This window comes from Ralstonia mojiangensis, assembly GCF_023955645.1.
Classification (GTDB): domain Bacteria; phylum Pseudomonadota; class Gammaproteobacteria; order Burkholderiales; family Burkholderiaceae; genus Ralstonia; species Ralstonia mojiangensis.
The window spans coordinates 174,161-200,937 of sequence record NZ_JAMXHU010000003.1; the positions used below are offsets into that span (position 1 = coordinate 174,161).

The window sequence follows — 26,777 nt, forward strand, 5'->3', positions numbered from 1 at the left end:
TCAGGTTCCGGCGGATGCGCGCGATGAGAGCGCGCCGGTGGCGTTGGCGGTTGAGCGGGAGGTTGGGCGAGAAAAGCGGCAGCGCCATTCCGGCGCGTCGGCTTGAGACGGTGCAGGCGCCGTTTCGTGCGCCAGCGGCAATTCAACGATGATCGTCACGCCATGCGGCACGGTCTCGGTGATCGTCAGGCGCGCGTCGCCATCGAACAGGCGCGACAAACGTTCACGTACATGCGTGAGGCCCAGCCCGGAGCCCGTGGCGCCATCGTTGCCGAAACCGACACCCGTGTCGCGCACTTCCAGCACGAGGCGCTCGCCCTCGCTGCCAGCAGCCAGCCGAGCAGACAGGGCGATTTCCCCGCCCTCGCGCGCGGGCTCGATGCCGTGCACCACGGCGTTTTCCACCAGCGGCTGAATCAGCATCGGAGGGATAACGATGTTCGCGATGGCATCGTCCAGCGCCAGCGAGAAACGCAGGCGATTGCCGAAGCGCAGCGCCTGGATGTCGAGATACGCGCGCAGCAGCGCAAACTCCTGCGCCAGCGTGCACTGCTCGGCGCGTGCGTGCGAGAGCGAGCTGCGCAGAAAGCCGATCAAATGCTGCAGCAGGCGCCGCGCAGCCGCTGGGTCCCGGGCGATCAGCGCATCGACGTGGGCCAGCGAGTTGAACAGGAAGTGCGGCTCGATCTGTGCCTGCAGCGCCATCAACTGCGCGCGCACGACCTGCTTCTCGGCCTCTTCGCGCTCCAGCGCGTCGAGCGCAGCCTGGCGCTGCAATGCGGCCAGCTTGCCGCGTGACCAGTAGTAATACGTTGCGCCAAGGGCGGCCAGCATGGCGATGATGAAACTCATGCGCAGGCTGTCGGCGCGCCAGGGTTCCGGGTTCGGGTTGTGAAGGCACAGAATCGTCCGGGCGATCCACTGCCCCAGCGGCACGCCGATCAGCACCGCACCCACGATGATCCACGGGAACACCTTCTTGTTGGGCGGGCCGTCACCCCAGAGCACGTGGCGCGGTATGCCGATCAGCGAGAACATCGACAGCCCGATCGCCTGGCTGAATACGAAATCTTTCCAGAAGGTCTCTTCCGGCCGGATGCCGAACGCAAGCACCGCCGCAATCAGCGTATTGATGACGATGATGACGGCGTAGCGGATCACCCAGCGCCGGGCAAGGTGCAGGCAATCGGCAAGCGAAGGGAACGACACATTGGCAACCATGCGAGCGATCTTACCGGACGGTTCTCCGGGGTTGAAGCTTGGGGTTTCCCGCATCACCGGCGGCCGGCCTGTTCGCGCAAACGGGCGAGTTCCTGGTCGACCATGCGCTGGTAACCGTTGCCTTGGCTCCAGGCCAGGCTCAGCCCGTGCGCAGCCAGGCCCAACCCCCAGCCCAGCAGCGGCCACACAAACCAGAACTGCCCGCGCGACAGCGCAATCGCCGCCAACCCGGCATTCACGGCCAGGAACGACAGCAGGTGAATGCGGAACCCCAGGCGCGCACCGGCGCGGTGTCGGGCGCGACGCAGCAGAGCATCATCCGATTCAACGGATGGGGAAGTTTGGGTGTAAGGCACGGCGGACATGGCGGTCTCTGGTGGAACCGAAGATGTCCGCAGTATAGGAATGGCGCCTGGGCAGGCGCCACGGGCGTGCGACGAACGGCAAAATCAGGCGGATGAACGGCGCGCAGCCGGCTCCGCCGACACACAGCAGCCGTGGCTATGCCGCCAACGCCTCCCGCGCGGACTGGCTCACCACCGTGGAAGCCACCGCTTCCGCCACCGTGTCACGGGAGAGGTGCGGCGCAAACATCCCGATAAAGTCGTGTGCATAGGCACGCAGATACGCCCCGCGGCGCACCGCCACACGCGTGGTATTCGGCTCGAACAGATGATCTGCCCCAATGCAGACGAGGTTGTCGTCCTTGCGCCCGTCATACGCCATCGAGGCGATGATGCCCACGCCCACATCCAGCGCCACGTAGGTCTTGATGACGTCCGCATCCATGGCGGTCAGCACGATCTCCGGGTGCAGTCCGGCGCCGGCAAATGCGGCGTCGATGTTGCGGCGGCCAGTAAAGCCCGCGTCGTAGGTGATGAGCGGGTATTGCGCTACATCTTCCAACGTGGGCAGCGGATTCTTGGTCAGCGGATGATCCGGGCTGACCACCAGCACGTGGCGCCAGCGATACGCCTCGAACGACGTCAGCCCCGGCTCGTTGGCCACTGCCTCGGTAGCGATGCCGATATCGGCCTGCCCCGTCAGCAGCAGCTCGACGATGTGCGAAGGCGATGCCTCCTGCAGCGCCAGCGTGACATGCGGATATTCCTTGCGGAACGACTGCACCACCTTCGGCAGCGCATAGCGCGCCTGCGTGTGCGTGGTTGCCACAGTCAGGCGGCCGGATTGTCGGCCAGAGAATTCCTCACCGGCCTGGCGCAGGTTTTCGGCTTCGAGCAGCAGGCGCTCGACAATGCGGACGATCTCGCGGCCCGGTTCGGTCAGGCCCGTGAGCCGCTTGCCGTAGCGCTCGAAAATCTCCACGCCCAACTCATCCTCCAGCTCGCGAATCTGCCGCGACACGCCGGGCTGCGACGTGTACAGCGCGTTGGCGACTTCGGTCAGGTTGAACTGGCGGCGCACCGCCTCGCGGATGGAACGCAGTTGCTGGAAGTTCATGGCTCGTGTCCTCTCGTATTGGTTTGTCGTCGGAGCGTCGTGTTACACGGCGGCTTGCGCGACGGGCCGTGCGTTGCCTTGCGCGAACACGCGAATGGCGCGCGGGCGCACCACCAGCGTTTCGCCTTCGCGGAAGCCCTCGGCGCGGAAGCGCTCGATGGGCAGGGAGACTTCGATGATGTCGTCGGTGTCTTCGCGCTCCAGCTCAAGCTGGGCGATAGCGCCAAGCGTGAGCGCGCGGCGCAGCATGACGGGAATGCCCTCGGCGCCCGGGGCGTAGCGCTCCAGATCGATCTCGTGCGGGCGTACGAAGGCCACCGCCTGATCGGCACGCGACGAATCCACGCCACCCGACGGCACAGCAATGGCGGAATCGCCCACGTGCAGCACGCTGCCGCCCTCGCCTTCTTCCAGGCGCCCGTGGAACAGGTTCACGTTGCCCAGGAAGCCATAGACAAACGGCGTGGCCGGCGTGTTGTAGACCGCATCGGGGCTGCCGACCTGCTCTACCTCGCCGCGGTTCATCAGCACCACGTTGTCGGCCACTTCCAGCGCTTCTTCCTGGTCGTGCGTGACGAACAGGCTGGTGACATGCAGATCGTCATGCAGACGGCGCAGCCAGCGGCGCAGTTCCTTGCGCACCTTGGCATCGAGCGCGCCAAACGGCTCGTCGAGCAGCAGCACGCGCGGCTCCACCGCCAGCGCGCGCGCCAGGGCAATTCGCTGACGCTGCCCGCCAGACAGCTGCGGCGGGTAACGATCGGCCAGCCAATCCAGCTGCACGAGTTCCAGCAGCTCCCTCACCTTGGCGCGGATCTGTGCCTCACTCGGCCGCTGCGCACGCGGTTTCACACGCAAGCCAAAGGCCACGTTCTCGAACACCGTCATGTGCTTGAACAGCGCGTAATGCTGGAACACGAAGCCGACCTGGCGCTCGCGCACATGCTGGTCCGATGCGTCTTCGCCGTTGAGGTGAATCGTGCCCGAATCGGCATGCTCCAAACCCGCGATGATGCGCAGCAGCGTGGTCTTGCCGCAACCCGACGGGCCCAGCAGCGCAGTCAGTTCGCCCTGCTTGAAGTCGAGCGAAACATCGTTGAGGGCAACGAAATTGCCAAAGCGCTTGGTGATGTGTTGAACCTGGATGCTCATGCGACGCTCCCTTCGAGCGGAGATTGCACAGAGACGTGCGAATGCGAAATGGGTGTTTGTTGCGCAACGCGCTGGCCCGGGCCTTCGCCCACGCCGGCATCCGCATCGGCCAGTTCGCGGCGGCTGCGCCATTCGACCAGCGTCTTCAGCGCCAGCGTGACGAGCGCCAGCAACGTCAGCAGCGAGGCCACGGCAAACGCGGCCGCAAAGTTGTATTCGTTGTAGAGAATTTCCACGTGCAGCGGCATCGTGTTGGTCAGCCCGCGAATGTGGCCCGACACCACCGACACCGCACCAAACTCGCCCATCGCCCGCGCGTTGCAGAGAATCACGCCGTACAGCAGGCCCCACTTGATGTTCGGCAGCGTCACGCGAAAGAACGTCTGCCAGCCCGAAGCGCCGAGCACGATGGCGGCCTCTTCCTCTTCGCTGCCCTGCGCCTGCATGAGCGGAATCAGCTCGCGCGCCACAAACGGAAACGTGACAAACACGGTGGCCAGCACAATGCCCGGCACCGCAAAAATGACCTTGAAATCGTGGTCGGACAGGTAAGGCCCGAACCAGCCTTGTGCGCCAAACAGCAGCACGTAGATCAACCCCGCAATGACGGGCGACACCGAGAACGGCAAGTCGATCAACGTCAGCAGCAGGTTCTTGCCGCGAAACTCGAACTTGGCGATGGCCCACGCCGCCGCCACGCCAAACACCACGTTCAGCGGCACGGCAATCGCGGCGGTGGTCAACGTCAGGTAGATCGCCGAAAGCGCATCGGGCTCGATGAGCGCTTCGAGATACACGTCAACGCCCTTCTTGAACGCCTCGACAAACACGCTCGCCAGCGGCACGAACAGGAACAGCGCCAGGAACGCGAACGAAACCAGAATCAGCGTTGCGCGCACCCAGGCTGATTCGGCGGTGGCACCACGCCGGCCCACTGCGGGCGCCTGACCAGGTTGACGGGAAACAGTACCGGCCATGTCAGGCTCCAGCTGCCGCGTTGGCGGTCGGGGGTTCGGGGGCACGCTCGATGGCGTCATTGCGATTGCCGCGGCGGCGCGTCCAGGCTTGCAGCAGGTTGATCACGAGCAGCAACGTGAACGAGATACCGAGCATGACGACGGCAATGGCCGTGGCGCCCGCGTAATCGAACTGCTCCAGCTTGGAATAGATCATCAACGGCGTGATCTCGGAGACCATCGGCATGTTGCCGGCGATGAAGATGACCGAGCCGTACTCGCCCGTGGCACGCGCAAAGGCCAGCGCAAAACCCGTCAGCAATGCAGGCAGCAAGGTCGGCAGAATCACGCGAGTGAAGGTCTGCCAGCGCGTGGCGCCCAGGCTGGCTGCGGCCTCTTCAAGTTCGGCCTCCAAGTCTTCGAGCACCGGCTGCACCGTGCGCACAACAAACGGCAGGCCGATGAACGTCAGCGCCACCACGATCCCCAGCGGCGTGAATGCGACCTTCAGCCCTAGCGGTTCCAGCCGCGAGCCGATCCAGCCATTCGGCGCGTACAACGCAGTCAACGCGATGCCGGCCACTGCAGTCGGCAGCGCAAACGGCAGGTCCACCAACGCGTCGATCAGCCTTTTGCCCGGAAAGCGATAGCGCACCAGCACCCACGCCACGATCAGCCCGAACACGAGGTTGATCACTGCCGCGATTAGCGAGGCGCCGAACGTCAGCTTGTACGACGCCACCACGCGCGGTGCGGTGACGGTTGTCCAGAACGCATCCCACGTCATGGTGAACGTCTTGAGGACGGTCGCCGACAGCGGAATCAGGACGATCAGCGCGAGGTACAGCAGCGAAAAGCCCAGCGCCAGCCCGAAACCGGGCAGCACATTGGCGGGCTTACGCCGCTTGGACAAAGAAAACGCAGAAAACAGGCTCATCAGCGCACCGATAAAGATGGCCGCAGGGCAAAAAACACTGCGGCCGATATGCAGATGAACCGATTGTGGCGAAACGTTCTTATGACGAAAACGAATATTTGCGCATGTGCATCATCGTTTTAGATATAAGGAGTGCTCGGTAAGACATCCCACTGGGCTTGCCAGTCGGCGCCATCGCGGGTGGTGTCTTCTGCACTTGCGCGACCGATCAGGCGATCAAGCACCGTCAAGCCAGCGTCCCAGTCGCCAAGGTTGGAGTCAGCGTTGATATGGCCAGCCTCGCCGGCGTCAATAAACTCGGCGCCCCAACGCGCCCCCCAGTCGATGGCGCTGCCTTGCGGCATCCACGGGTCATTTCGGCTGGCAACGAGCGTGATGGGAAACGGCAACGCGTGGTCCGGAAGCAGATCGCGCACACCGAATTTGTCCGGATCGGCCGGCGCAACCAGCAGCGCCGCGGCCACGGCCTCTTTTGTCTGAACCGCCCAGTGCAGCGCCGCCAGGCAGCCGAAGCTATGCGCCACCAAGATCACGGGGCGCCGCGCGCGTATCGGCGGACGCTCGGCCAGTGCCGCATGTACCGCTTCGCCCACGCGGGCAGACCAGCGCGGCAGGTCAGGCGTCGACCAATCCGTCTGCACCACGCGGCGCCACGCCGGGAAGCGCTGCTCCCAGCGCGTCTGCCAGTGGCCGGGGCCGCTGCCATGCAAACCAGGAACGGTCAGGATGACGGCGTCTGCCGGCCACTGCCAGGCGGATGCGTCCGATGCGGTTGCGAGTGCGCTGCGTGCCATATCGTGCTCATTGCGTCAGAGAAATGCCCGCCGCGCACTGCTGCTGTTGCACCAGCGGCGCCTGCGCCATCGGTATCACCAGTGGCGTGGGTACAGCGTCCGGCTCAGGTTCCGCGCCGGGCAGGATGCTGCCCTGCACATAGGCGATACCGGCCGCCCGTGCCAGCTCCAGATCGCTCGGGCGTTCGCAACGCCGCAATGCCAGCGTCACGCCCAACTCACGCGCGGAATCGGCCAGCGACACCACGTTCCGCGTACGCCAATCGCGCCGCGCATCGAGCTTCAGGTACGCCGGCTTGGCATGCACGAGCAGCGCGCCAGCTTCCGCCGGGTCCGATGCCTGCACGGCCACGGCAAAACCGTTGCGCCGGTAGTTGTCCACCACGAACAGCAGCAGCCCCAGATCGTCATTGGCCGTAGACGGCACCTGGATGACGAATTGCTCCGGATGCAGCCCCAGCGCCGTCACCGCGCGATGGAACGCCTTGCCATGGTCGGCCGCCACCGCCGCCAGCAACCGGCCATGCACGTTGACGACCAGCCGCCGCGCGTCGGTGCGCGAAAAATAGTTGAGCGTATGCACCAGCCGGCACAGGCGGTCCAGTTCGACCAGCGTGCTGTCATCCGACGCCAGCGAAAACACCTTCCACGGGTTCAGGCCCAGATCGCCGTCGCGCGTCCAGGTGCGCATCAGCGCTTCGTGGCCGGCGGGGGCAAGCGAGCCATCCGCAGCAAGCTGCCAGACCGGTTCAAACAGGCTGGTCAGCGCGCAGTGGAAGAACTGGCCCTGCACGCGGCCAGCGGCGTCGCGCCACAACTGGCGGTCCGGAGTCGGGGCGCTCGGCAACGTGCCGAGAAATTGTGCGAGTGCTGTGGTGTGCATCAGGCTCATGGGTGAGGCTCCTTGTTGGGTCGCCGTCTCCTCCCCGTCCTTACAGTTTGGCGATCGATACTTCAGTCGCCTTCACCAGCGCAACGACTTCGCTGCCGATCTTCAGGCCAAGGCTGTCGACCGAGCGCGTGGTGATGACCGAGGTCACGATGCCGGCCGGGGTCTCCACGTCGATCTCCGAGAGCACGTCGCCCCGGATGATCTCCTTGATCTGCCCGCGAAACTGGTTGCGTACGTTAATCGCTTGAATGCTCATGATGTTCCTTCTTAGGTGACAACGGCACTACGTGCCAATGAATGTTTTCAGGAGAAAGGTTTGCAGCGCCTCACACGGCCCAGCGCACGGCAGTGGCCGACACGTCAAAGGGTGATGCCCACGCCGTGTGCGAACGCACATCGGTCACTTCGTTCGGATCGATCTTGCGCTGCATCACGCGGTTGAGGATGGCTTCTTCCAGCCGGGCAAACGCGGGCGAACCACGGTGGCGCGGACGCGGCAGATCAATGCGTTCATCCAGCGCAATGCGGCCGTCTTCGATCAGCACCACGCGGTCGGCCAGCGCCACCGCCTCGGCCACATCGTGCGTAACAAGTACGGCGGTAAAGCCGAGGCGTTGCCACAGGCCTTCGATCAGGTTCTGCATGTCGATGCGGGTGAGCGCGTCGAGCGCGCCCAGCGGCTCGTCCAGCAGCAGCAGGCGCGGCCGATGCACGAGCGCGCGCGCCAATGCCACACGCTGGCGCTGCCCGCCCGACAGGCGCGCGGGCCATTCCCCTGCCCGCTCGGCCAGCCCGACTTGTGCAAGCACTTCAGCGGCTTGCGCACGCTGTGTCTTCGGCAGCCCAAGCGCAACGTTGTCGAGCACCTTCTTCCACGGCAGCAGGCGCGCATCCTGGAACATCACGCGAGCGTCGTCGTGCAGGCCATCTTCGGCGTCGCCGTCGCGACGCAGGTGGCCATCGTCGATACCTTCCAGCCCGGCAATCAGCCGCAGCAGCGTGCTCTTGCCGCAGCCGCTGCGCCCGACGATGACGACAAACTCGCCCGGCGTGATGTCCAGATCGATGCCGTGCAGCACTTCACGGTCGCCATAGCGTTTGACGACGTGCTCGATGTGCAATGCGGTGCCGGCCAGCGCGGCGTGTTCAGTGGCGTTGCTTTGCATGCGTCTCTCCAATTCAGCCTCAGGCCGCCGCTTGATAACCAGGGTGCCAGCGCAGCCAGAAGCGCTCCAGCGCACGCGACAGCAGATCGGCCAGCTTGCCGAGCAGCGCGTACAGCAGGATGCCCAGCAGCACCACGTCGGTCTGCAGGAACTCGCGCGCGTTCATCGTCATGTAGCCGATGCCGGCCTGCGCAGACACCGTCTCTGCCACGATCAGGGTCACCCACATCAGGCCGAGCGAGAAGCGCACGCCCACCAGGATCTGCGGCAGCGCGCCGGGCAGGATCACCTCGCGATACAACTGCGCACGCGAGAGGCCGTAGCTGCGGGCCATCTCCACCAGGGCCGGATCGACCGAGCGGATGCCGTGATACGTGTTCAGGTAGATCGGGAAGAACACGCCCAGCGATACCAGGAACAGCTTGGCCGATTCATCGATGCCGAACCACAGGATCACGAGCGGAATCAGCGCCAGCACCGGGATGTTGCGGACCATCTGCAGCGTGGTGTCGAGCAGGGTCTCTGCGGTGCGGAAGGTGCCGGTCAGCAAGCCCAGCGCCAGCCCCAGCGAGCCACCGATCGCAAAGCCCAGCAGCGCGCGCCACGTGCTCACGGCCACGTGCGTCCACAGCTCACCCGAGCGTGCCAGCGCCACGGCGGATTTCGCCACGTCCAGCGGTGCCGGCAGGATGCGGTTCGACAGCCAGCCCCATTGGGCCGAGGCCTGCCACAGCACCAGCAGCACAAGCGGCACGATCCACGGCGCCAGTCGTTGCTGGGCGGAACGCAGGAAGGTGTTTGCCTTCGGTTTCGACTTGGATGCCATCGCCTCGCTCCTCTCGGCTCAACTTGCCGCCACGCGCGGCACGATGCCCGTGGCAATCACTTCGCCAAACGGGCCGTTCAGCACGTTGCCCGGCAGCTTGTCGCGCACCGAGCGCGGCAACAGCGGGAACACCAGTTCGGCAAAGCGGTAGGCCTCTTCCAGATGCGGATAACCGGACAGCACGAACGTATCGATGCCCAACTCGGCGTATTCCTTCATGCGCGCGGCCACGGTTTGCGGATCGCCCACCAGCGCCGTGCCGGCACCACCGCGCACCAGCCCCACACCCGCCCACAGGTTCGGGCTGATCTCCAGATCGGCGCGCGTGCGTTTGACGCCGCCGGCATGCAGCGCAGCCATGCGTTGCTGGCCGGCCGAATCCATCTTGCGGAAGGCCTCTTGCGCGCGCGCAACGGTATCGTCGTCGAGCTTGCTGATGAGCTTGTCTGCGGCAGCCCAGGCTTCATCGTCCGTCTCGCGCACGATCACGTGCAGGCGGATACCGAAGCGCACGGTGCGGCCATGCTTGGCAGCACGCGCCCGCACGTCGGCCAGCTTCTCGGCCACGGCGGCAGGCGGTTCGCCCCAGGTGAGATACGTGTCGACCTGCTCGGCCGCCAGCTCATGCGCCGCTTCCGACGACCCACCGAAATACACCGGCGGATGCGGCCGCTGCACGGGCGGATACAGCACCTTCGCGCCCTTCACGCTGAGGTGCTTGCCGGTGTAATCCAGCGCAGCGCCTTCATGGCTCGCGGCCAGCGTTTCACGCCAGATGCGGATGAATTCTTCCGAGGCTTCGTAGCGTTGCGCGTGGTCCAGGAACAGACCATCGCCTGCCAGCTCCGACGGGTCGCCACCCGTGACGAGGTTTACCAGCAAACGGCCATTCGAGAGACGGTCGTACGTGGCGGCCATGCGGGCGGCCAGCGTCGGCGCCATCAGCCCGGGGCGCACTGCCACCAGGAAACGCAGGCGCTTGGTGACGGGAATCAGGCTCGCGGCCACGATCCACGGGTCTTCGCACGAGCGGCCGGTGGGGATCAGCACGCCCTCGTAGCCGAGCGTATCGGCGGCTACGGCCACCTGCTGCAGATAGGTGTGATCGACTTGGCGGGCGCCCTCGGCGGTGCCGAGATAGCGGCTGTCGCCGTGCGTCGGGATGAACCAGAAAACTTGCATGACAACTCCTCGAATCGTATTCAGCGTTGGGCAATCGCCAGTTGCGCGGGCGTCGGGTGCCAGACCAGTTCGATCGGCTTGACCGGGCGCGGAATCAGCCCCAGCCCGTGGAAGGCATCGGCCACGCGCTGCTGCTCGGCCACCGCTTCGGGCGTGACCGGCCGCACGGGCGAAGGCGGCCGGCGCGACAGGAACAGATGCACCGTCGCCAGCGACAGCCCGGAGAAATCTGCAATGCGCTGCGCGGCTTCCTTGCGGTTCTCCTGCACGAGGCGATCGGCGCGCGACAGCTCTGCAAAGATGGCGGCAATGGTGTCGCCGTGCTTTTCCGTAAAGGCCGTCGGCGCGAAATAGAACGAGTTGTTGGACGACAGCGTGCGCCCGGTGGCCAGCACGCGCGGTTTGATCGCGAGTTCCGTGGCGGCGTAGTACGGATCCCAGATGCCCCAGGCGTCGACGCTGCCGCGCTCGAAAGCGGCGCGCGCGTCGGCCGGCGTCAGGTACACGGGCTGGATATCGGCAAAGCTCAAGCCGCCCTTCTGCAGGCCCCGCACGATCAGGAAGTGCGCGCTCGAACCCTTCTGCAGCGCCACGCGCTTGCCCTTCAGGTCAGCCAGCGTCTTGAGCGTCGAATCCTGCTGCACAAGGATGGCGGAACTGTCCGGTTTGGGTGGCTCCACGCCCACGTAGCGCAAGTCCTTGCCCGCCGCCTGCGCGAATACCGGCGGCGTATCGCCCGTGATGGCGAGGTCGAGACTGCCCGCAGACAGCGCTTCGAGCTGCTGCGGCCCGGCCGGAAACTCCTGCCAGCTGATCTTGGTGCCCGGAAAGCGCTGCTCCAGCGCCCGGTTTTCTTTCACGATGACCAGGTTGACCGCGCTCTTCTGGAAACCGATGCGCAGTTGCGCGGGCGGCGTCTCCTTGGGCAGGCCTGCCGCCGCGGGGGTGGCGGTTGCGGCATTGGCGGCGTGCGCGATGGACCCAAGCATGGCAAGCGATGCGCCTGCCACGGTGGCGTTCAGCAGGCGACGGCGTTGGATGTCGATCGTCATGGCAATCAGCGCGCTGCCTGTTGGGTGGTCGGCTGCCACGCAGCATCGGCCACCTTGACGGGACGCGGGATCAGCTTGAGCGCGTGGAACGTATCGGCAATGCGCTGCTGGTCGGCCAGCGCCTCGGCGCCCACGGGCTGGATGCCATAGGCAATGCGCGACACCGAGCGCGCCACCACCGCCGGCTCCAGGCCGAGCTGCGGGCCGAGAATGGTCGTCACATCCTTCGGGTTGGCCGCTGCCCAGGTGTCGGTCTTCTTCAGTTCATCCAGCACGATGTTCAGCACATCGGGCCGCGCGCCCGCATAGCCCTTCGACGCCAGGAAGTACTGCGAGTTGTTGACCACGCCCGTGCCGTCGGCCAGCACGCGCGCGCCCAGTTGTTGTTCGGCCGCGGCAAAGAACGGATCCCAGATCACCCAGGCGTCGATGGCGCCGCGCTCGAAGGCGGCACGCGCATCGGCGGGGGTGAGGTACACAGGCTGGATATCGCTGTAAGGCACATTGGCCTTTTCCAGCAGCTTCACCAGCAGGTAATGCACGTTCGAACCCTTGTTGAAGGCGACGCGCTTGCCCTTGAGATCGGCCACGCTCTTGAGCGGCGACGTCTTCGGCACGATGATCGCCTCGCCGGCCGGCGCGGGCGGCTGGTTGCCGACATAGACGAGGTGCGCCCCCGCAGCCAGCGCGAAGATCGTCGGTGCTTCACCCGTGGTGCCGAAATCAATGGCGCCCACGTTCAGGCCTTCCAGCAGCTGCGGGCCCGCCGGAAACTCCGTCCACTTCACTTCGATGCCCTGCGCGGCAAGGCGCTTTTCCAGCGTGCCGCGTGCCTTGAGCACCGTCAGCGTGCCGTATTTCTGATAGCCGATGCGCAGCTGCTTGGCGGCGGTGGGGGGCGGCGCATCGCTGTTGGCAAATGCGGCAGGCGCGCCGAGCGTGGCAAGCAGCGTGGCGGCAAGGGTCAAAGTCCTGCGCAGGGGCGAATGGGTTTTCATGGCAAGTTCGGTCGATGCGGGATGTATGGACGGCACGATCCGCGCGCAGCGGCTGCGCGGCGTGACAACAACGGGAAAGCAGTGAGCCTGTGTGTAAGGCGGCGCGGTCAGCGCATCACGCCAGACATCGCATTCGTTCTTCGTCGGCGGCCTGGAACGTGGCACGCACCGCGCTGCGGCTCGAAACGATGACCTGCGCCACGGCCGGATGCCGTGCCAGCGCCAGTGCCTGATGCACGCGCTCCACGCCGTCATCCAGGCGCTGCTGCAGCGCTGGGTCGACGCTCACGCCGTCATCTGCCACGACAATCTGCGAGTCGACTGCAAAGATGCCCGGCAGGATCGAGCGCGCCGCCAGCGCCGTCAGCACGGGGCGCAGCGCGTAGTCGATCGCCAGCGTATGGGCGAGGCTGCCGCCGGTGGCAATCGGCAGCACGACCTTGTCGCGCAGCCCGCTCTGCGGCAGCAGATCGAGAAACGTCTTGAGCAGCCCGCTGTAGGCCGCCTTGTAGACCGGCGTGGCAAGAATCACCACGCCTGCCGCTTCCACCCGCGCCACCGCATCGGCGATGGCGGGGTCGGACACCTGCGCGCCCAGCAGCGCATCGGCTGGAAGGCTGCGCAGGTCCAGGTGGTCCGCCTGCTCGCCGGCGCGTTCGAGCTGCGCACGCACGTGGCCCAGCAGGCGCGCAGATCGCGATTGCGCCGAAGGGCTGCCGGAAATCGTCAGGATTTGCATGATGCGGATCACCCGATGTCGTTACGTCGTGTGGGCCTTACTTGCCCGGTTGATAGAGCTGATCAAACTGCTCGCCGTCGGCAAAGTGCGTCTTCTGCGCCTTCTGCCAGCCGCCGAACGTGTCGTCGATGGTCACGAGCTTCACCTTCGGGAATTCGCTCTCGTGCTTCTTGGCCACGGCCGGGTCGGTCGGGCGATAGAAGTTCTTCGCACCGATCTCCTGCCCTTGCGGCGTGTACAGGAACTTGAGATACGCCTCCGCGGCCTTGCGCGTGCCCTTCTTGTCGGCCACCTTGTCCACCACCGCCACCGGCGGCTCGGCCAGGATGGAAATCGACGGCACCACCACGTCAAACTTGTCCTTGCCTTCCACGCGCGCTGCCAGCAGCGCTTCGTCTTCCCATGCGATCAGCACGTCACCGATACCGCGCTCGGTAAAGGTGGTGGTCGCACCGCGCGCACCCGAATCGAGCACCGGCACGTTCTTGTAGAGCTTCTGCACGAAATCCTTGGCGGTGGCGTCCGAACCGCCCGGCTGCTTCAGCGCGTAGGCCCAGGCGGCCAGGTAATTCCAGCGTGCACCGCCGGAGGTCTTCGGGTTCGGCGTGATGACGGCGATGCCCGGCTTGACCAGGTCATTCCAGTCCTTGATGCCCTTCGGGTTGCCCTTGCGCACCAGGAAGACGATGGTCGACGTGTACGGCGAGGCGTTGTGCGGCAGGCGCTTCTGCCAGTCCTTGCCCGTCAGGCCCTTCTCGGCGATCGCGTCGATGTCGTAGCCCAGCGCCAGCGTCACCACATCGGCATCCAGCCCGTCGATCACGGAGCGCGCCTGCTTGCCCGAACCGCCATGCGAAGCGCGCAGGGTGATGTCCTCACCCGTTTCGGCCTTCCACTTCTTGGCAAATTCGGTGTTGATTTCCTTGTACAGCTCGCGCGTCGGGTCGTACGACACATTCAGCAGTGTCGTTGCCGCATGCGCACCCACGGTTCCCCCCGCCACGATGGCAGCCGCCGTAGCACGTACAAGCGTGTTGAAAACAAACTTGCGAATCATCTTGCAGCTCCGTTTCTGATCTCTGATGGATTTGGAATAGGAGCAAGACTACCGAGCGGGTCTTGTACGGGGAACGAATGGTTTCAGGGAATGTTCATTGGTTTTTGCATAAAGGCGGGGATTGGGGCTGCGTGGATGCGGGGCCAAGGGCTTTGAGCGGGGGTGCAGGCGTGGCGCTTGAGGGTCAAACCCTCGGCTTTGGATGTTGGAGAGCCGAGCTTGGGCCTCGGACAGCGGGACTCCGGGGGTTTTGGGTGGAGGTCGGGCCTTGGAGAGACGTTGGGTCGAGTGTTTTTGGGTGGCGCTTGGGGGTTGGAGCGTGGAGCTTGAGGGTTTTAGGGTGACGCTTGAGTGTTGGAGGGTCGAAGGCGGCTGATTTTTTCGCTCGGTTTGGATGTCGGAGGGGCGAGAGCGAGGGTTTTGGGGTGGAGTTTGGGTCTTGGAGGGTGGCGTTCGAGCTTTGGAGGGTGGAGCTCGACTCTTGGAGGGTGGAGTTCGAGTCTCGGAGGGTGGCGTTCGAGTCTTGGAGGGTGGAGCTCGACTCTTGGAGGGTGGAGTTCGAGTCTCGGAGGGTGGCGTTCGAGTCTCGGAGGGTGGCGTTCGAGTCTCGGAGGGTGGCGTTCGAGTCTCGGAGGGTGGCGTTCGAGTCTCGGAGGGTGGCGTTCGAGTCTCGGAGGGTGGCGTTCGAGCCTTGGAGGGTGGCGTTCGAGTCTCGGAGGGTGGCGTTCGAGCCTTGGAGGGTGGCGTTCGAGTCTCGGAGGGTGGCGTTCGAGCCTTGGAGGGTGGAGGTTGAGGGTTTTGGGGTGGGGCTTGAGGGTTTTGGAGGCGCGGGGGCATTTGGCGAAGCAGCACACCGCAAGAAACGAAACTCCGACAGGACACGCAAACCACCGGTTTGGTCGTTGACGTTCCTGCCCTTGATGGTGCCTTCAATTTTCGTAAGCGGGCGGAAAAAAGGCGGGGAACTGTTTGAGCGCAGCGAGTTTTCCCCGCCTCCGCCCGGTTACGAAAATTGAAGGAGTCTTTCGCCATCTCGGGCGCGCCTTTCTTTGCTTACTTTCTTTGGCAAGACAAAGAAAGTGAGTCAGCCCCGGCAGGGGATGAAACAAGGGATGCACCACCAACAAAAACAAAAAGCCAAAAACAAAAAAGCCGCTCCGGAACCCTCCGGAGCGGCTTTTTAACGCACGACAACACAGCCTCAGTGCACAACCCGATCAAACGAGAACTGCCCATCCCGATAATCCACCGGCACCACATCCTTGGGCGCAAACTTGCCCTCCAGGATCATCCGTGCCACCGGATTCTCAAGCTGCTGCTGGATGGCCCGCTTCAACGGCCGTGCCCCAAACACCGGGTCGTAACCCGCTGAAGCCAGCTTGGCCACTGCTTCGTCGCTGATCTCCAGCGCCAGGTCCATCTGCGCCAGGCGTGCAGACAGACGCTTGAGCTGGATGCGCGCGATCGATTCGATGTTGCGTTGGTCCAGCGCGTGGAACACCACCACCTCGTCGATGCGGTTCAGGAACTCGGGCCGGAAATGCGTCTTCACTTCCTGCCACACGGCGCCCTTGATCACGTCCGCCGGTTCGGTCGCCATCTGCTGAATGAGCTGCGAGCCGAGGTTCGACGTCATCACGATCACCGTGTTCTTGAAGTCGACCGTGCGGCCCTGGCCATCCGTCAGGCGGCCATCGTCCAGCACTTGCAGCAGCACGTTGAAGACGTCCGGGTGCGCCTTCTCCACTTCATCGAGCAGCACCACGCTGTACGGCTTGCGGCGCACGGCTTCGGTCAGGTAACCGCCTTCCTCGTAGCCGACATAGCCGGGCGGCGCGCCGATCAGGCGGCTCACGGAATGCTTCTCCATGAACTCGCTCATGTCGATGCGGATGAGGTGCTCTTCCGAATCGAACAGGAAGCCGGCCAGCGCCTTGCACAGCTCGGTCTTGCCGACGCCCGTCGGGCCCAGGAACAGGAACGAGCCGTAGGGCTTGTTCTCGTCCGCAATGCCGGCGCGCGAGCGGCGGATGGCATCCGACACCAGACGCACGGCCTCGTCCTGGCCGACCACGCGCTCGTGCAGGCGGTCTTCCATCTTCAGCAGCTTCTCGCGCTCGCCGGTCATCATCTTCGACACAGGGATGCCCGTGGCGCGGCTGACGACTTCGGCAATCTCTTCGGCACCCACCTGCGTGCGCAGCAGCTTGTTCGGCTGCTTCTGGCCGGCAGACTCGGCGGCAGTGGCGGCCTTCAACTTGCCTTCCAGTTCGGGCAGCTTGCCGTATTGCAACTCGGCCACCTTGTCGAGCTTGCCTTCACGCTGCAGCTTGGCGATCTCCAGCTTGATCTTTTCGATCTCTTCCTTGAGCGTCGCCGCACCTTGCGCAGCGCCCTTCTCGGCCTTCCAGATCTCGTCCAGATCAGCGTATTCCTTCTGCAGGCGTTCGATCTCCTGCTCGATCAGGTCCAGGCGCTTCTGCGACGCTTCGTCGGTTTCCTTCTTGACGGCCTCGCGCTCGATCTTCAGCTGGATCAGGCGCCGGTCGAGCTTGTCCATCGCCTCGGGCTTCGAGTCGATTTCCATCTTGATGCGCGCTGCAGCTTCGTCGATCAGGTCGATGGCCTTGTCCGGCAGGAAGCGGTCGGTGATGTAGCGGTGGCTGAGTTCAGCCGCGGCCACGATCGCTGGGTCGGTGATCTCCACGCCGTGGTGCAGTTCATATTTCTCCTGCAGGCCGCGCAGGATGGCGATGGTTGCCTCCACGCTCGGCTCGCCCACGAGCACCTTCTGGAAGCGGCGCTCCAGCGCGGCGTCCTTCTCGATGTACTTGCGGTATTCATCCAGCGTGGTCGCGCCGATGCAATGCAGCTCGCCGCGTGCAAGCGCCGGCTTGAGCATGTTGCCGGCATCCATCGCGCCTTCGGCCTTGCCCGCGCCCACCATGGTGTGGATCTCGTCGATGAAGAGAATCGTCCGGCCCTCTTCCTTGGCGATGTCGTTCAGCACCGCCTTCAGGCGCTCCTCGAACTCGCCGCGATACTTGGCACCGGCCAGCAGACCCGCCATGTCGAGCACCAGCACACGCTTGTTCTTCAAGCTTTCAGGCACCTCTTCATTGACGATGCGCTGCGCCAGCCCCTCGACGATGGCCGTCTTGCCCACGCCCGGCTCGCCAATCAGCACCGGGTTGTTCTTGGTGCGACGCTGCAGGATCTGGATGGCACGGCGGATTTCATCATCGCGGCCGATGACGGGGTCGAGCTTGCCGATCCGGGCCATCTCGGTGAGGTCGATGGTGTACTTCTTGAGCGCTTCGCGCTGGCTTTCGGCCTCGGCGCTGCCGACGGTCTGGCCGCCGCGTACGGCGTCGATGGCGGCTTCGAGCGGCTTGCGCGACAAGCCGTGTTCGCGCGCAATACGGCCTGCCTCGCCCTTGTCGTCGGCCACGGCCAGCAGGAACAGCTCGCTGGCGATGAACTGGTCGCCGCGCTTGATGCCTTCCTTCTCGGTTTGCTGCAGCAGGTTGCCCAGATCACGGCCGACCTGTACCTGTTCGCCACCCTGCACCTGTGGCAGATGCTTGATGGCGCGGTCCAGCGCCGTATCCAGCGCGCCCGTGTTGACGCCCGCGCGGGCGAGCAGGTTCTTGGTCGCGCCATCCGGCTGGCGCAGCATGGCCAGCAGCAGATGGACGGGTTCGATGTACGGATTGTCGTTGCCCAGCGCCAGGCTCTGCGCGTCGGCCAGCGCTTCCTGGAAGCGGGTGGTCAGTTTGTCCAAACGCATTAAAAACCCCTTGCGGAAAATGTTTCACTGCTCCGAAAGATAGGGAGCTTCGGTGGCTTTTCAAGCATGGAAACGCGAGTTTTGATGCAGATTTGCGCCAGAACAAACGGCGGCGCGCCTGCTGGCCACGCCGCCGTCCCAAGTGCTTCAAAATCGTCCTGGCTATCGCATCAGTTGGGCACCGATACCGTCGCCACACCGCCCGACACGCTCACCGAGATGCGGTCGGCCGCGGCCGGCGTGCTCGTGAAGTTCGGCACGTTTGCCGCGTTGATGGCAGGTGCAGCACCGGGCGTGCCACCGCGCGGGGTCGTGCGCACCACCTGCGACGGCGGCAACGGCGTGCCGTTCTTCAGGTTGGCGTACATGGCGTCCAGCGCGCGCTGCTCATACAGCACCAGCGGCACGAACAGCGTGTCGTAGCCGGGCACAAGGTCGATGAAGCCGTCGAAATGCTGCGCGTTCATCACCTCGATATACGACAGCTTGCTCGAGCCGCCCTCCACCTTGGCGTTCAGCCCCAGGTACGGCCGCGAGCCATGGTTGACTGGCAGCAGCGCGTCATTGCGGCCCTGCACGATCAGCGCCGGCTTGCCCTGCAGGTTGCCGGTGCGCAGCGTCTGGCTGATGCCGGTCTGCAGCGACTGCGACGCGGCATCGGCGCCCGTCAGCAGGTTGCGCAGGCACAGCGCGCCGTCGAGGTTGGCGGCCTGCGTGCCGGTCGAGTCCACCGACTGGTTGCTGCGCGTCGGCCCGCCCTGCGCGTTGTTGTTGACGAGCTGCACGCCAGAGGTGGGCGGAATGCCGTTGCCAAGCGCCGCCATCTGCGCGAGCGCCGTGGCGTTCACCGCCGTCGGATGGAACGACGCGTCAGTTGCCGCGAAGCTTAGCCCGCACAGGTTGTCGGTCACGCTGGCGCGCGCGAGTGCATTGCCAAACGTGGTCGCCACCGATGGGTCGATCTCGTAGAACGACATCGACGCGTGCACGAGGTCCGATTCGGGCTCCCAGCCATAGGCACGCATCTTCTGCAGGGCTTCGTCAGCCTGGGCAGCTGCCGTGGTGGACGTCAGCAGCCCGGCCGCTTTGAGCGCTGCGCAGCGGTTGGCCTGCGCACCTGCCGGAAACGTCGTGAGGCTGGCAAAGAACGCCTGCGCCGGTGCCGTGGCAACGCTCGCAGACGACGCCGCGCACAGCCGGAACACGTTGGCATAGCTCACGTAGTCGAACAGCGGTTTGCCGGTCGTCGGCAGCGTCGTGCCGCCGCGCACCACCTGCACACCGGTGTTGGGCGGCAGGTTCAGGCCGGGCTCGCCGACGGCCACACCGTCGATCCACCCGCCGGTGTCCTGCTCGGCCGCTGCGATGGCCGCACCGCCGCCGTTGGAGATGCTCGACGCGATGACGATGGTGTTGTCCGGACGCACCGGCAGCGCGCTGCCGACCAACGCACCGCTCGTCCCCGAGACCTTGTCGTTGATCGCCCAGAACGCGAATTGCACGGCCTGCAGCGTGAACAGGCCCCAATCCTTCTCTGGGTTGCGCTGTGAATGTGCGTGCTTGAACGCCAGCCGGTTCGGCGTGGCCGTGTTGAAAGCGGCGAGCTGGCTGCTGGTGAGCGGCGCAGCAAAGTGCGCGTTCGACCCAGCTGCGCTGCGCGTGGTGCGCGTGCCGTCCTGCAGGGCGACGGTGTCGGTAGCCAGATCGTGCGGACCGGCGCCCGTGCCCTTGTCGGTATAGGCGGCGGCGCACTTGCGCTTGAGGCCCCACTCGCCGGTGGAAATCGCGCCGTAGATACCGCGCGAGCCCGACGAGGTGGCAGTGATGATGCAGGGGTTGTTGACGTCGAAGCTGTCCGGAATCTGCACGAGCAGCACCACATTCTGCTGGCCTGTGCCGTCGTCGGAGTACGTCACGTATTCCGTCCCGGCGATCATGCCGGAGCCCTGTGTGACGTTGCCGCTGGCATCGACGTTCGGGCCGTAGAGCGTGCCGTAGCCGCCCTTGGCCGCGGTGTCGACCAGCGCGCGGTAGTTGGCGTAGATCGCCAGGCGGCGCAGCTCGGCTGCCGTGGGCGCGGTGGGGTTGGCGATGGCGGGCGCGGTGGCCGAGGCCAGGCCGCTTGCGCCCAGGCCGGCGGTCAGCAGGTCGTCCGATACGCCGTCGTACCGGTTGACGGTCACCTTGCCGGCAAAGGCTGGTTTGGTATTGCCCGGCACGTTGTTGCCGTCATTGCCGCCGCCGCAGGCGCTCAACACGCCGCAGCCGGCCAGCAGCACGGCACCGGCGGCGATGAGGTTGCTTGGCGAGACGTGCCGTCGCAGGCGCGCCGTTCGGGTTGGTTTCATTGCGTCTCCTTCTCGTTATGGATGGAACAACACAAAGCAACCCGCGGCGACCTTCGATACTGCACGTCCCTACTGGACGTCCGGACGTCCCTACGCCACCGCAGGCACTACCAGTATGTGAACCCAACTTCTCATTCGCAACTCAATTTGCGCGACTGGCCTTGCGATCAACTGAACGTGCGCACCGTCCAGAGCCCAAGCATGGTGAGGAACAGCGAGCCGCCCAGGTGCGCCACGATGTGCAGCGCGCCCATCAGGTGGTCGCCGGCCAGGATGTTGCCGACAACCTCGCTGGAAAACGTCGAGAACGTCGTCAGCCCGCCCAGAAAACCGGTGATGACCAGCAAACGCCATTCAGGCGGCAGCCCCGCGTGCGTATCGAAAAAACCCACCGCAACGCCGATCAGATAGCCCCCCACCAGATTGGCTGCCAGCGTGCCGTACGGCAAGGCCGGATTGATGGCGTTCCACAAGATGGCGAACGCCCAGCGCAACCAGGCTCCCAGCGCAGCGCCCACTCCAACTGCCAGAAAGCCCATTCCGCTCATGCGGTCGCGTCCTCGTTATTCGTAGTCGTTGGGTTGCGCCGATGCGCCGGGCTGATCAGCCGTGCTTGTCGCGGCGTTGGAGGTGACAATGCCCCAGCGGGCGAGCGCCTTGTCGTCCGTAACGCGTGCATCGACCCAGCGCGCGCCTTCAGGCGTCTGTTCCTTCTTCCAGAACGGCGCCTCGCTCTTGAGGTAATCCATGATGAATTCGCACGCGGCAAAGGACTCGCCGCGGTGATTGGACGCCACCGCCACCAGCACGATCTGGTCTTGCGGTTTGAGCTTGCCAACGCGGTGGATGACGAGCGCGTCGATCAACTCCCAACGCTGCATGGCCGCGCTCACGATGTCAGCGAGCGCCTTTTCGGTCATGCCGGGATAGTGCTCCAGCTCCATCTCGGACACACCGGTGCCGTCGTTGATGTCGCGCACGGTGCCGATGAAGCTGGCCACCGCGCCGATGTTTGGGCGGCCGGCACGCAGCGCTGCAATCTCGGCGCCGAGGTCGAAGTCGGCTTCCTGGACGCGGACGGACATGGTCGGTCTCCTGCGCTCAGCCGCCGGTCACGGGCGGAAAGAATGCGACCTCGCAGCCGTCGTGCACAGCGGTATCGGCCGGCACGATCTGGTGGTCCACCGCCATGCGCAGCGCACGGCCTTCGGCCAGGGTTTCGCCCCAGACCGGACCGCGCTGCGCCAGCCAGCGGCGCACATCGCCGACGGTGCGCACGGCCTCCGGCACGACCACCTGCTCCTGCGAGGTGCCGAGTTGCTCGCGCACGCTGGCAAAGAAACGAAGATCAATCTGCATGGCCATCGCTCCTTACACCAGACCCGCGAACGGCAGGAAGCTGACGACATCGCCCGGCGCGATCGGCTGGTTGGGCGGGTTGTCGATCAGGCCATCGCCCCACACGGTGGAGGTCAGCACGCCCGAGCTCTGATTGGGGAACAGGTCCAGCCCGCCGTTGGCGTTGATGCGCGCACGCAGAAACTCGTTGCGGCGATCGCCCTTGGGCAGCGCAAAGTCGGCGCGCATCGGGATGCGCTTTGGTGCCACGTCGGCCACGCCCTGCAGGCGCAGGATGAACGGCCGCACGAACAGCAGGAAGGTGACGAAGCTCGACACCGGGTTGCCCGGCAGGCCAATGAAAAATGCGGTCGGGCCGCCCACCATGCCTTCGGGGCGGCGCACCTCGCCGAAGGCCAGCGGCTTGCCCGGCTTGATGGCGATCTGCCAGAGGTTCAGGCGCCCCTCGGCTTCCACCGCGGGCTTGATGTGGTCTTCCTCGCCCACCGACACGCCGCCGGAGGTGATGATGAGGTCGTGTTCCTCGGCCGCTTCGCGCAATGTGTCACGCGTGGCTTGGAGCGTGTCGGGCACGATGCCGAAATCGGTGATGTCGCAGCCGAGGTTTTCCAGCAGCGCGCGCAGCGTGAAGCGGTTGGAGTTGTAAATTGCGCCGGGCTTGAGCGGCTCGCCGGGCATGGCAAGCTCATCGCCGGTAAAGAACACGGCCACGCGCGGACGGCGCACCACGTGCAGATTGGCACAGCCGACCGAAGCCGCCAGGCCGAGTTGCTGCGGGCCAAGGCGCGTGCCGCGCGGCAGGATCTCGGCGCCGTCGGCAATGTCTTCGCCGGCGCGACGGATCCATTCGCCGGATTCAGGTACGTGGTCGATGACGACGGTGCCCGTGTCCGGGTCAGCCTTGCATTGCTCCTGCATGACGACCGCATCGGCGCCCGGTGGGATCAGTGCGCCGGTGAAGATGCGCGCCGCCTCGCCCGCATTCAGCGGCTGGCCGACATGGCCGGCGGGAATGCGCTGCGCCACCTTCAGGCGCGTGCCCGGCGCGGTGATGTCGGCGGCGCGCACGGCGTAACCGTCCATCTGCGTGTTGTCGGCGGGCGGCACGTTCAAGCTGCTGCGGACGGCCTGCGCGAGGACGCGCCCGTTGGCGTGCAACGTCGACACGGTTTCGGTCTCGTGCAAAGCGCGCACTGCGGCAAGCAGTTGCGACAGCGCCGCATCGAGCGTCAGCAAGGACGGTTTGACGGCGGGAGCATCGTTGGCGGACATGCGGGAATGGGGAAACGGAATCGAAAAGGAGATTTCGATTGTATCGGTTCCAGACCGATGCCATGCATCAGCGCAGGCGTATCAAGCGAATGCGTCGGCCAGCGCGGCCCGCAGCGCCGGCACGATGTGCGCGTCAAACCACGGGTTGTGTTTGAACCAGGCGAGATTGCGCGGGCTCGGATGTGGCAGCGGGAACAGCACGCGGCCCTCAGCGTCGTGCACAGGCCCGTTGCGCACGACGTCGGTCAACGACCAGTCGCGCGGCACGTCGAAGTAATTGCGCTGGGCATAGGTGCCTACCAGCAGCGCGAGCCTTACATCGGGCATCGCGGTCAACAGCGGCCGGTGCCACTTGGGCGCGCATTCCGGGCGCGGGGGCAAATCGCCATTCGCACCGGTGCCGGGAAAGCAGAAACCCATCGGCACCACGGCGATGCGCTTGTCAGCGTAGAAATCGTCGTATGAGATCTGCAGCCACTGGCGCAGGCGATCCCCAGAACGGTCGTTCCAGGGGATGCCGGTTTCGTGGACGATGCGGCCCGGCGCCTGCCCGATGATCAGGACTCGGGCGCGGCGGTCCGCCACGACCACCGGGCGAGGCTCATGCGCCAAGGCGCCCTCGCACTCACGGCAGGCGCGGATGTCGTGCAGGCAGCGCTCGAAGGCTGCCCCGGCTACGTCATCCGGCACTGCTTCCATCGTTTTAGAGACCGGTGTGCTGGGCGATATAGCCCTTGATGCGGTCAACGTCGGCCGGCATGACCTCGAAACGCTGCGGCAGCGATTCGATATCGGCGTAGCCAGCCGGACGCTCCGGCTCGCGGTCCAGCGCTTCGCGAATGGTGTCGCCAAACTTGGCCGGCAGCGCCGTTTCCAGCACCACCATCGGCACGCCCGGCGTCAGGTTTTCGCGCGCCACTTTCACGCCGTCGGCGGTGTGGGTGTCGATCATCGTGCCGTACGTGGCAAACACATCGCGGATCGTATCGACGCGGTCTTCGTGCGAGCTGCGGCCCGATACAAAGCCGAACTCGGCGATGCGGTCGAACTCCGGCTTGCCCGTCATCGAGAAACCGCCCTTTTCGTCCACGTCGCGGAAGAGCTGGGCGAGGCGCGCCGGATCACGATCCAGCAGGTCGAACACGAAGCGCTCAAAATTCGACGCCTTGCTGATATCCATGCTGGGGCTGGACGTGTGATACGTCTGCGCGGCCGAACGCACGCGGTACGTGCCGGTGCGGAAGAACTCGTCGAGCACGTCGTTCTCGTTGGTGGCAACGACCAGCTTGTCGATAGGCAAACCCATCATGCGCGCGATGTGGCCGGCGCAGACGTTGCCGAAGTTGCCCGACGGCACGCAGAACGACACCTTGTCGCCAATCTTCGGGGCCGCCAGCAGGTAGCCCTTGAAGTAATAGACGACCTGGGCGACGACACGCGCCCAGTTGATCGAATTGACCGTGCCGATCTTCTGGCGGGCCTTGTATTCGAGATCGTTCGACACCGCCTTGACGATGTCCTGCGCGTCGTCGAACACGCCTTCGATGGCGATGTTGAAGATGTTCTTGTCTTGCAGGCTGAACATCTGCGCGGTCTGGAACGCGCTCATCTTGCGGTGCGGGCTCAGCATGAACACGCGCACACCGCGCTTGCCGCGCATGGCGTATTCGGCGGCGCTGCCCGTGTCGCCAGAAGTGGCGCCCAGGATGTTCAGCTCGGCGTGCTCACGGTCGAGCGCGTATTCGAACAGGTTGCCCAGCAACTGCATCGCCATGTCCTTGAAGGCCAGCGTCGGGCCGTTGGACAGGCACAGCAGTGACAGCGACGTGCCGCCTTCCTCGCCCAGCTTGTGCAAGGGCGTGATGTCGGCGGTGTTGTCGCCAGCGCGCGCGTTGCAGTAGACCTCGGACGTATAGGTGCGGCGGGTCAATGCGCGCAGGTCGTCTTCGGGAATGTCGGTGGCGAACTTGCGCAGGATCTCGAACGCGAGATCGGCGTACGGCAGGTCGCGCCAGCGGGTCAGTTCGTCAACGCTGACCTGCGGGTACTGCTCAGGCAGATACAGCCCGCCGTCCGGCGCCAGGCCGCCCAGCAGGATGCGGGAGAAACTCTGCGGCTCTGCGTGGCCGCGGGTCGATCGGTATTGCATGCTCATGTCCTGCGCTCAGTTCAGTTCTTCCATGCGGATGCGCGTGACCTTCGACAGCACGGTCGGCAGCGCTTCGATGGCGGCGATGGCGGCATTCACGCGCTTTTCCACCGTCACATGCGACAGCATGATGATGTCGGTCTGCGGTTCGCCTTCGCGCGATTCCTTCTGCAGCATGGCGTCGATCGAGATACCGCCTTCGGCCAGGATGCGCGTGATGTCGGCCAGCACGCCGGTTTCATCGGCCACGCGCATGCGCAGGTAGTAGCTCGAGCGCACTTCGTCGATCGGCAGCACCGGCGTGTCGGACAGCGCGTCCGGCTGGAACGCCAGATGCGGCACGCGGTGTTCCGGGTCGGCCGTGTGCAGGCGCGTCACGTCCACCAGATCGGCGACGACGGCCGAAGCGGTCGGCTCAGCGCCTGCGCCCTTGCCGTAGTACAGCGTCGGGCCCACGGCATCGCCGTTGACGACCACGGCATTCATCGCGCCTTCGACATTGGCGATCAGGCGCTTGGCCGGCACCAGCGTCGGATGCACGCGCAGCTCGATGCCCGCTTCGACACGGCGCGTAATGCCGAGCAGCTTGATGCGGTAGCCGAGTTCTTCGGCGTAGCGAATGTCGACGGCTTCCAGCTTGGTGATGCCTTCCACATACGCGCGTTCAAACTGGATCGGCACGCCAAAGGCGATGGCGCTCATGAGCGTGAGCTTGTGCGCGGCGTCAAAGCCCTCGATGTCGAAGGTCGGATCGGCTTCGGCGTAGCCCAGGCGCTGGGCTTCTTTCAGGACTGTGTCGAAGTCCAGACCCTTGTCGCGCATCTCGGTCAGGATGAAGTTGGTGGTGCCGTTGATGATGCCGGCGATCCACTCGATGCGGTTGGCCGTCAGGCCTTCACGCAGCGCCTTGATGATGGGGATGCCGCCGGCCACAGCGGCCTCGAACGCCACCATCACGCCCTTGTCCTGGGCGGCCTTGAAGATCTCGTTGCCATGCAGGGCCAGCAGCGCCTTGTTGGCGGTGACGACATGCTTGCCGTTGGCGATGGCGCGCAGCACCAGCTCACGCGTCAGGTCATAACCGCCAATCAGCTCCACGACGATATCGATCTCGGGCGAATCCACAATCGCAAACGGGTCGTTCACCACCGGCACGGTCGCCCCGGCTTCCTGCACGATGGCACGCGCCTTGTCGAGATTGCGCACGGCAACCATGGCGACTTCAATGCCGCGACCCGCGCGACGGCGGATTTCTTCCTGGTTCCGTTGCAGAACCTTGAGGGTACCGCCACCGACGGTACCGAGCCCGAGCAGGCCGATCTTGATGGGATTCATGAGACGTGTCGTAAAGAAACGAAAAAGCGGAGAAGCAAAAAACACACAGGGCAGACACTTCGGTCTGCCCCGCAGTTACTGATCTGGCGGA

The 26,777-nt window shown here is 65.1% G+C and carries 26 protein-coding genes; 1 reads left to right on the forward strand and 25 read right to left on the reverse strand.

The window, feature by feature from the left end; all coding sequences use genetic code 11:
• The 16 genes from NG898_RS12865 to NG898_RS12940 all read right to left on the reverse strand — a co-directional run bounded on the left by NG898_RS12865 (window position 1) and on the right by NG898_RS12940 (window position 14,433).
• The gene (locus NG898_RS12865; RefSeq protein WP_252692643.1) at window positions 1-1,275 is read right to left on the reverse strand and encodes a sensor histidine kinase; all 1,275 of its coding nucleotides are present in this window, start codon (window positions 1,273-1,275) and stop codon (window positions 1-3) included.
• Window positions 1,275-1,586 carry a 2TM domain-containing protein gene (locus tag NG898_RS12870; RefSeq protein ID WP_252692644.1) on the reverse strand — a complete coding sequence of 104 codons (312 nt, stop codon included), beginning with the start codon at window positions 1,584-1,586 and terminating at the stop codon, window positions 1,275-1,277. Before NG898_RS12870 ends, NG898_RS12865 begins: the two co-directional genes overlap by 1 nt.
• A gap of 136 nt (window positions 1,587-1,722) precedes the next feature.
• The gene (locus tag NG898_RS12875) at window positions 1,723-2,682 is read right to left on the reverse strand and encodes a CysB family HTH-type transcriptional regulator (RefSeq protein ID WP_252692645.1); all 960 of its coding nucleotides are present in this window, start codon (window positions 2,680-2,682) and stop codon (window positions 1,723-1,725) included.
• 42 nt (window positions 2,683-2,724) lie between these two features.
• Window positions 2,725-3,834 carry a sulfate/molybdate ABC transporter ATP-binding protein gene (locus NG898_RS12880; RefSeq protein WP_252692646.1) on the reverse strand — a complete coding sequence of 370 codons (1,110 nt, stop codon included), beginning with the start codon at window positions 3,832-3,834 and terminating at the stop codon, window positions 2,725-2,727.
• A complete protein-coding gene (cysW, locus tag NG898_RS12885) occupies window positions 3,831-4,811 on the reverse strand; it encodes a sulfate ABC transporter permease subunit CysW (RefSeq protein ID WP_252692647.1) in 981 nt (326 codons plus the stop codon). Before cysW ends, NG898_RS12880 begins: the two co-directional genes overlap by 4 nt.
• Before the next feature lies 1 nt (window position 4,812).
• Window positions 4,813-5,727, reverse strand: coding sequence for a sulfate ABC transporter permease subunit CysT (cysT, locus tag NG898_RS12890; protein ID WP_252692648.1), 915 nt, complete (start codon window positions 5,725-5,727; stop codon window positions 4,813-4,815).
• Window positions 5,728-5,846: 119 nt separating this feature from the next.
• On the reverse strand, window positions 5,847-6,521 hold the full coding sequence (locus NG898_RS12895; RefSeq protein WP_252692649.1) for an RBBP9/YdeN family alpha/beta hydrolase: 675 nt from the start codon (window positions 6,519-6,521) through the stop codon (window positions 5,847-5,849).
• Between the two features lie 7 nt (window positions 6,522-6,528).
• Window positions 6,529-7,413, reverse strand: a complete 885-nt coding sequence (locus NG898_RS12900) for an EAL domain-containing protein (RefSeq protein ID WP_252692650.1) — start codon at window positions 7,411-7,413, stop codon at window positions 6,529-6,531.
• Between the two features lie 40 nt (window positions 7,414-7,453).
• Window positions 7,454-7,669 carry a TOBE domain-containing protein gene (locus NG898_RS12905; protein WP_004626558.1) on the reverse strand — a complete coding sequence of 72 codons (216 nt, stop codon included), beginning with the start codon at window positions 7,667-7,669 and terminating at the stop codon, window positions 7,454-7,456.
• 70 nt (window positions 7,670-7,739) lie between these two features.
• Window positions 7,740-8,579 carry an ATP-binding cassette domain-containing protein gene (locus NG898_RS12910; protein ID WP_232042663.1) on the reverse strand — a complete coding sequence of 280 codons (840 nt, stop codon included), beginning with the start codon at window positions 8,577-8,579 and terminating at the stop codon, window positions 7,740-7,742.
• A 19-nt stretch (window positions 8,580-8,598) separates the two neighbouring features.
• Window positions 8,599-9,405, reverse strand: coding sequence for an aliphatic sulfonate ABC transporter permease SsuC (ssuC, locus tag NG898_RS12915; protein ID WP_252692651.1), 807 nt, complete (start codon window positions 9,403-9,405; stop codon window positions 8,599-8,601).
• A gap of 18 nt (window positions 9,406-9,423) precedes the next feature.
• Window positions 9,424-10,587 (reverse strand): FMNH2-dependent alkanesulfonate monooxygenase, encoded by a 1,164-nt coding sequence (ssuD, locus tag NG898_RS12920; protein WP_252692652.1) that lies wholly within the window; start codon window positions 10,585-10,587, stop codon window positions 9,424-9,426.
• A gap of 20 nt (window positions 10,588-10,607) precedes the next feature.
• Complete coding sequence (locus tag NG898_RS12925; protein WP_252692653.1) at window positions 10,608-11,639, reverse strand: sulfonate ABC transporter substrate-binding protein; 1,032 nt, start codon at window positions 11,637-11,639, stop codon at window positions 10,608-10,610.
• A 5-nt stretch (window positions 11,640-11,644) separates the two neighbouring features.
• Window positions 11,645-12,637 (reverse strand): sulfonate ABC transporter substrate-binding protein, encoded by a 993-nt coding sequence (locus tag NG898_RS12930; protein WP_252692654.1) that lies wholly within the window; start codon window positions 12,635-12,637, stop codon window positions 11,645-11,647.
• A 115-nt stretch (window positions 12,638-12,752) separates the two neighbouring features.
• Window positions 12,753-13,376 carry an NADPH-dependent FMN reductase gene (ssuE, locus tag NG898_RS12935; RefSeq protein ID WP_045787849.1) on the reverse strand — a complete coding sequence of 208 codons (624 nt, stop codon included), beginning with the start codon at window positions 13,374-13,376 and terminating at the stop codon, window positions 12,753-12,755.
• A gap of 37 nt (window positions 13,377-13,413) precedes the next feature.
• Window positions 13,414-14,433, reverse strand: a complete 1,020-nt coding sequence (locus tag NG898_RS12940) for a sulfate ABC transporter substrate-binding protein (protein ID WP_252692655.1) — start codon at window positions 14,431-14,433, stop codon at window positions 13,414-13,416.
• Window positions 14,434-14,879: 446 nt separating this feature from the next.
• On the opposite strand from NG898_RS12940, the gene NG898_RS12945 reads away from it, so the two are divergent.
• On the forward strand, window positions 14,880-15,449 hold the full coding sequence (locus NG898_RS12945) for a hypothetical protein (protein WP_252692656.1): 570 nt from the start codon (window positions 14,880-14,882) through the stop codon (window positions 15,447-15,449).
• Window positions 15,450-15,634: 185 nt separating this feature from the next.
• Here the strand turns inward: NG898_RS12945 and clpB are convergent, their stop codons facing one another.
• The 9 genes from clpB to NG898_RS12990 all read right to left on the reverse strand — a co-directional run bounded on the left by clpB (window position 15,635) and on the right by NG898_RS12990 (window position 26,686).
• Complete coding sequence (gene clpB / locus NG898_RS12950; protein WP_252692657.1) at window positions 15,635-18,223, reverse strand: ATP-dependent chaperone ClpB; 2,589 nt, start codon at window positions 18,221-18,223, stop codon at window positions 15,635-15,637.
• 170 nt (window positions 18,224-18,393) lie between these two features.
• Window positions 18,394-20,571 (reverse strand): D-(-)-3-hydroxybutyrate oligomer hydrolase, encoded by a 2,178-nt coding sequence (locus NG898_RS12955; protein WP_252692658.1) that lies wholly within the window; start codon window positions 20,569-20,571, stop codon window positions 18,394-18,396.
• Window positions 20,572-20,738: 167 nt separating this feature from the next.
• Window positions 20,739-21,119: a fluoride efflux transporter CrcB gene (crcB, locus tag NG898_RS12960; RefSeq protein ID WP_252692659.1), complete on the reverse strand. Its 381-nt coding sequence runs from the start codon at window positions 21,117-21,119 to the stop codon at window positions 20,739-20,741.
• Window positions 21,120-21,134: 15 nt separating this feature from the next.
• Window positions 21,135-21,656 (reverse strand): molybdenum cofactor biosynthesis protein MoaE, encoded by a 522-nt coding sequence (locus NG898_RS12965; RefSeq protein WP_252692660.1) that lies wholly within the window; start codon window positions 21,654-21,656, stop codon window positions 21,135-21,137.
• Between the two features lie 16 nt (window positions 21,657-21,672).
• Window positions 21,673-21,930 carry a molybdopterin converting factor subunit 1 gene (gene moaD / locus NG898_RS12970; RefSeq protein ID WP_252692661.1) on the reverse strand — a complete coding sequence of 86 codons (258 nt, stop codon included), beginning with the start codon at window positions 21,928-21,930 and terminating at the stop codon, window positions 21,673-21,675.
• Between the two features lie 12 nt (window positions 21,931-21,942).
• Window positions 21,943-23,202 (reverse strand): molybdopterin molybdotransferase MoeA, encoded by a 1,260-nt coding sequence (locus NG898_RS12975; protein ID WP_252692662.1) that lies wholly within the window; start codon window positions 23,200-23,202, stop codon window positions 21,943-21,945.
• Window positions 23,203-23,283: 81 nt separating this feature from the next.
• Window positions 23,284-23,901 (reverse strand): uracil-DNA glycosylase family protein, encoded by a 618-nt coding sequence (locus tag NG898_RS12980; protein WP_252692663.1) that lies wholly within the window; start codon window positions 23,899-23,901, stop codon window positions 23,284-23,286.
• 4 nt (window positions 23,902-23,905) lie between these two features.
• Window positions 23,906-25,351, reverse strand: coding sequence for a threonine synthase (thrC, locus tag NG898_RS12985; protein WP_252692664.1), 1,446 nt, complete (start codon window positions 25,349-25,351; stop codon window positions 23,906-23,908).
• Window positions 25,352-25,366: 15 nt separating this feature from the next.
• Complete coding sequence (locus NG898_RS12990) at window positions 25,367-26,686, reverse strand: homoserine dehydrogenase (protein ID WP_252692665.1); 1,320 nt, start codon at window positions 26,684-26,686, stop codon at window positions 25,367-25,369.
• Window positions 26,687-26,777 lie beyond the last annotated feature (91 nt).

What these genes read in the sequence shown, in the direction of transcription:
- NG898_RS12865 (WP_252692643.1), bottom strand. Translation starts at nt 1,275, where the DNA reads ATGCGGGAAACCCCAAGCTTCAACCCCGGAGAACCGTCCGGTAAGATC.
- NG898_RS12870 (WP_252692644.1), bottom strand. Translation starts at nt 1,586, where the DNA reads ATGTCCGCCGTGCCTTACACCCAAACTTCCCCATCCGTTGAATCGGAT.
- NG898_RS12875 (WP_252692645.1), bottom strand. Translation starts at nt 2,682, where the DNA reads ATGAACTTCCAGCAACTGCGTTCCATCCGCGAGGCGGTGCGCCGCCAG.
- NG898_RS12880 (WP_252692646.1), bottom strand. Translation starts at nt 3,834, where the DNA reads ATGAGCATCCAGGTTCAACACATCACCAAGCGCTTTGGCAATTTCGTT.
- cysW (WP_252692647.1), bottom strand. Translation starts at nt 4,811, where the DNA reads ATGGCCGGTACTGTTTCCCGTCAACCTGGTCAGGCGCCCGCAGTGGGC.
- cysT (WP_252692648.1), bottom strand. Translation starts at nt 5,727, where the DNA reads ATGAGCCTGTTTTCTGCGTTTTCTTTGTCCAAGCGGCGTAAGCCCGCC.
- NG898_RS12895 (WP_252692649.1), bottom strand. Translation starts at nt 6,521, where the DNA reads ATGGCACGCAGCGCACTCGCAACCGCATCGGACGCATCCGCCTGGCAG.
- NG898_RS12900 (WP_252692650.1), bottom strand. Translation starts at nt 7,413, where the DNA reads ATGAGCCTGATGCACACCACAGCACTCGCACAATTTCTCGGCACGTTG.
- NG898_RS12905 (WP_004626558.1), bottom strand. Translation starts at nt 7,669, where the DNA reads ATGAGCATTCAAGCGATTAACGTACGCAACCAGTTTCGCGGGCAGATC.
- NG898_RS12910 (WP_232042663.1), bottom strand. Translation starts at nt 8,579, where the DNA reads ATGCAAAGCAACGCCACTGAACACGCCGCGCTGGCCGGCACCGCATTG.
- ssuC (WP_252692651.1), bottom strand. Translation starts at nt 9,405, where the DNA reads ATGGCATCCAAGTCGAAACCGAAGGCAAACACCTTCCTGCGTTCCGCC.
- ssuD (WP_252692652.1), bottom strand. Translation starts at nt 10,587, where the DNA reads ATGCAAGTTTTCTGGTTCATCCCGACGCACGGCGACAGCCGCTATCTC.
- NG898_RS12925 (WP_252692653.1), bottom strand. Translation starts at nt 11,639, where the DNA reads ATGACGATCGACATCCAACGCCGTCGCCTGCTGAACGCCACCGTGGCA.
- NG898_RS12930 (WP_252692654.1), bottom strand. Translation starts at nt 12,637, where the DNA reads ATGAAAACCCATTCGCCCCTGCGCAGGACTTTGACCCTTGCCGCCACG.
- ssuE (WP_045787849.1), bottom strand. Translation starts at nt 13,376, where the DNA reads ATGCAAATCCTGACGATTTCCGGCAGCCCTTCGGCGCAATCGCGATCT.
- NG898_RS12940 (WP_252692655.1), bottom strand. Translation starts at nt 14,433, where the DNA reads ATGATTCGCAAGTTTGTTTTCAACACGCTTGTACGTGCTACGGCGGCT.
- clpB (WP_252692657.1), bottom strand. Translation starts at nt 18,223, where the DNA reads ATGCGTTTGGACAAACTGACCACCCGCTTCCAGGAAGCGCTGGCCGAC.
- NG898_RS12955 (WP_252692658.1), bottom strand. Translation starts at nt 20,571, where the DNA reads ATGAAACCAACCCGAACGGCGCGCCTGCGACGGCACGTCTCGCCAAGC.
- crcB (WP_252692659.1), bottom strand. Translation starts at nt 21,119, where the DNA reads ATGAGCGGAATGGGCTTTCTGGCAGTTGGAGTGGGCGCTGCGCTGGGA.
- NG898_RS12965 (WP_252692660.1), bottom strand. Translation starts at nt 21,656, where the DNA reads ATGTCCGTCCGCGTCCAGGAAGCCGACTTCGACCTCGGCGCCGAGATT.
- moaD (WP_252692661.1), bottom strand. Translation starts at nt 21,930, where the DNA reads ATGCAGATTGATCTTCGTTTCTTTGCCAGCGTGCGCGAGCAACTCGGC.
- NG898_RS12975 (WP_252692662.1), bottom strand. Translation starts at nt 23,202, where the DNA reads ATGTCCGCCAACGATGCTCCCGCCGTCAAACCGTCCTTGCTGACGCTC.
- NG898_RS12980 (WP_252692663.1), bottom strand. Translation starts at nt 23,901, where the DNA reads ATGGAAGCAGTGCCGGATGACGTAGCCGGGGCAGCCTTCGAGCGCTGC.
- thrC (WP_252692664.1), bottom strand. Translation starts at nt 25,351, where the DNA reads ATGCAATACCGATCGACCCGCGGCCACGCAGAGCCGCAGAGTTTCTCC.
- NG898_RS12990 (WP_252692665.1), bottom strand. Translation starts at nt 26,686, where the DNA reads ATGAATCCCATCAAGATCGGCCTGCTCGGGCTCGGTACCGTCGGTGGC.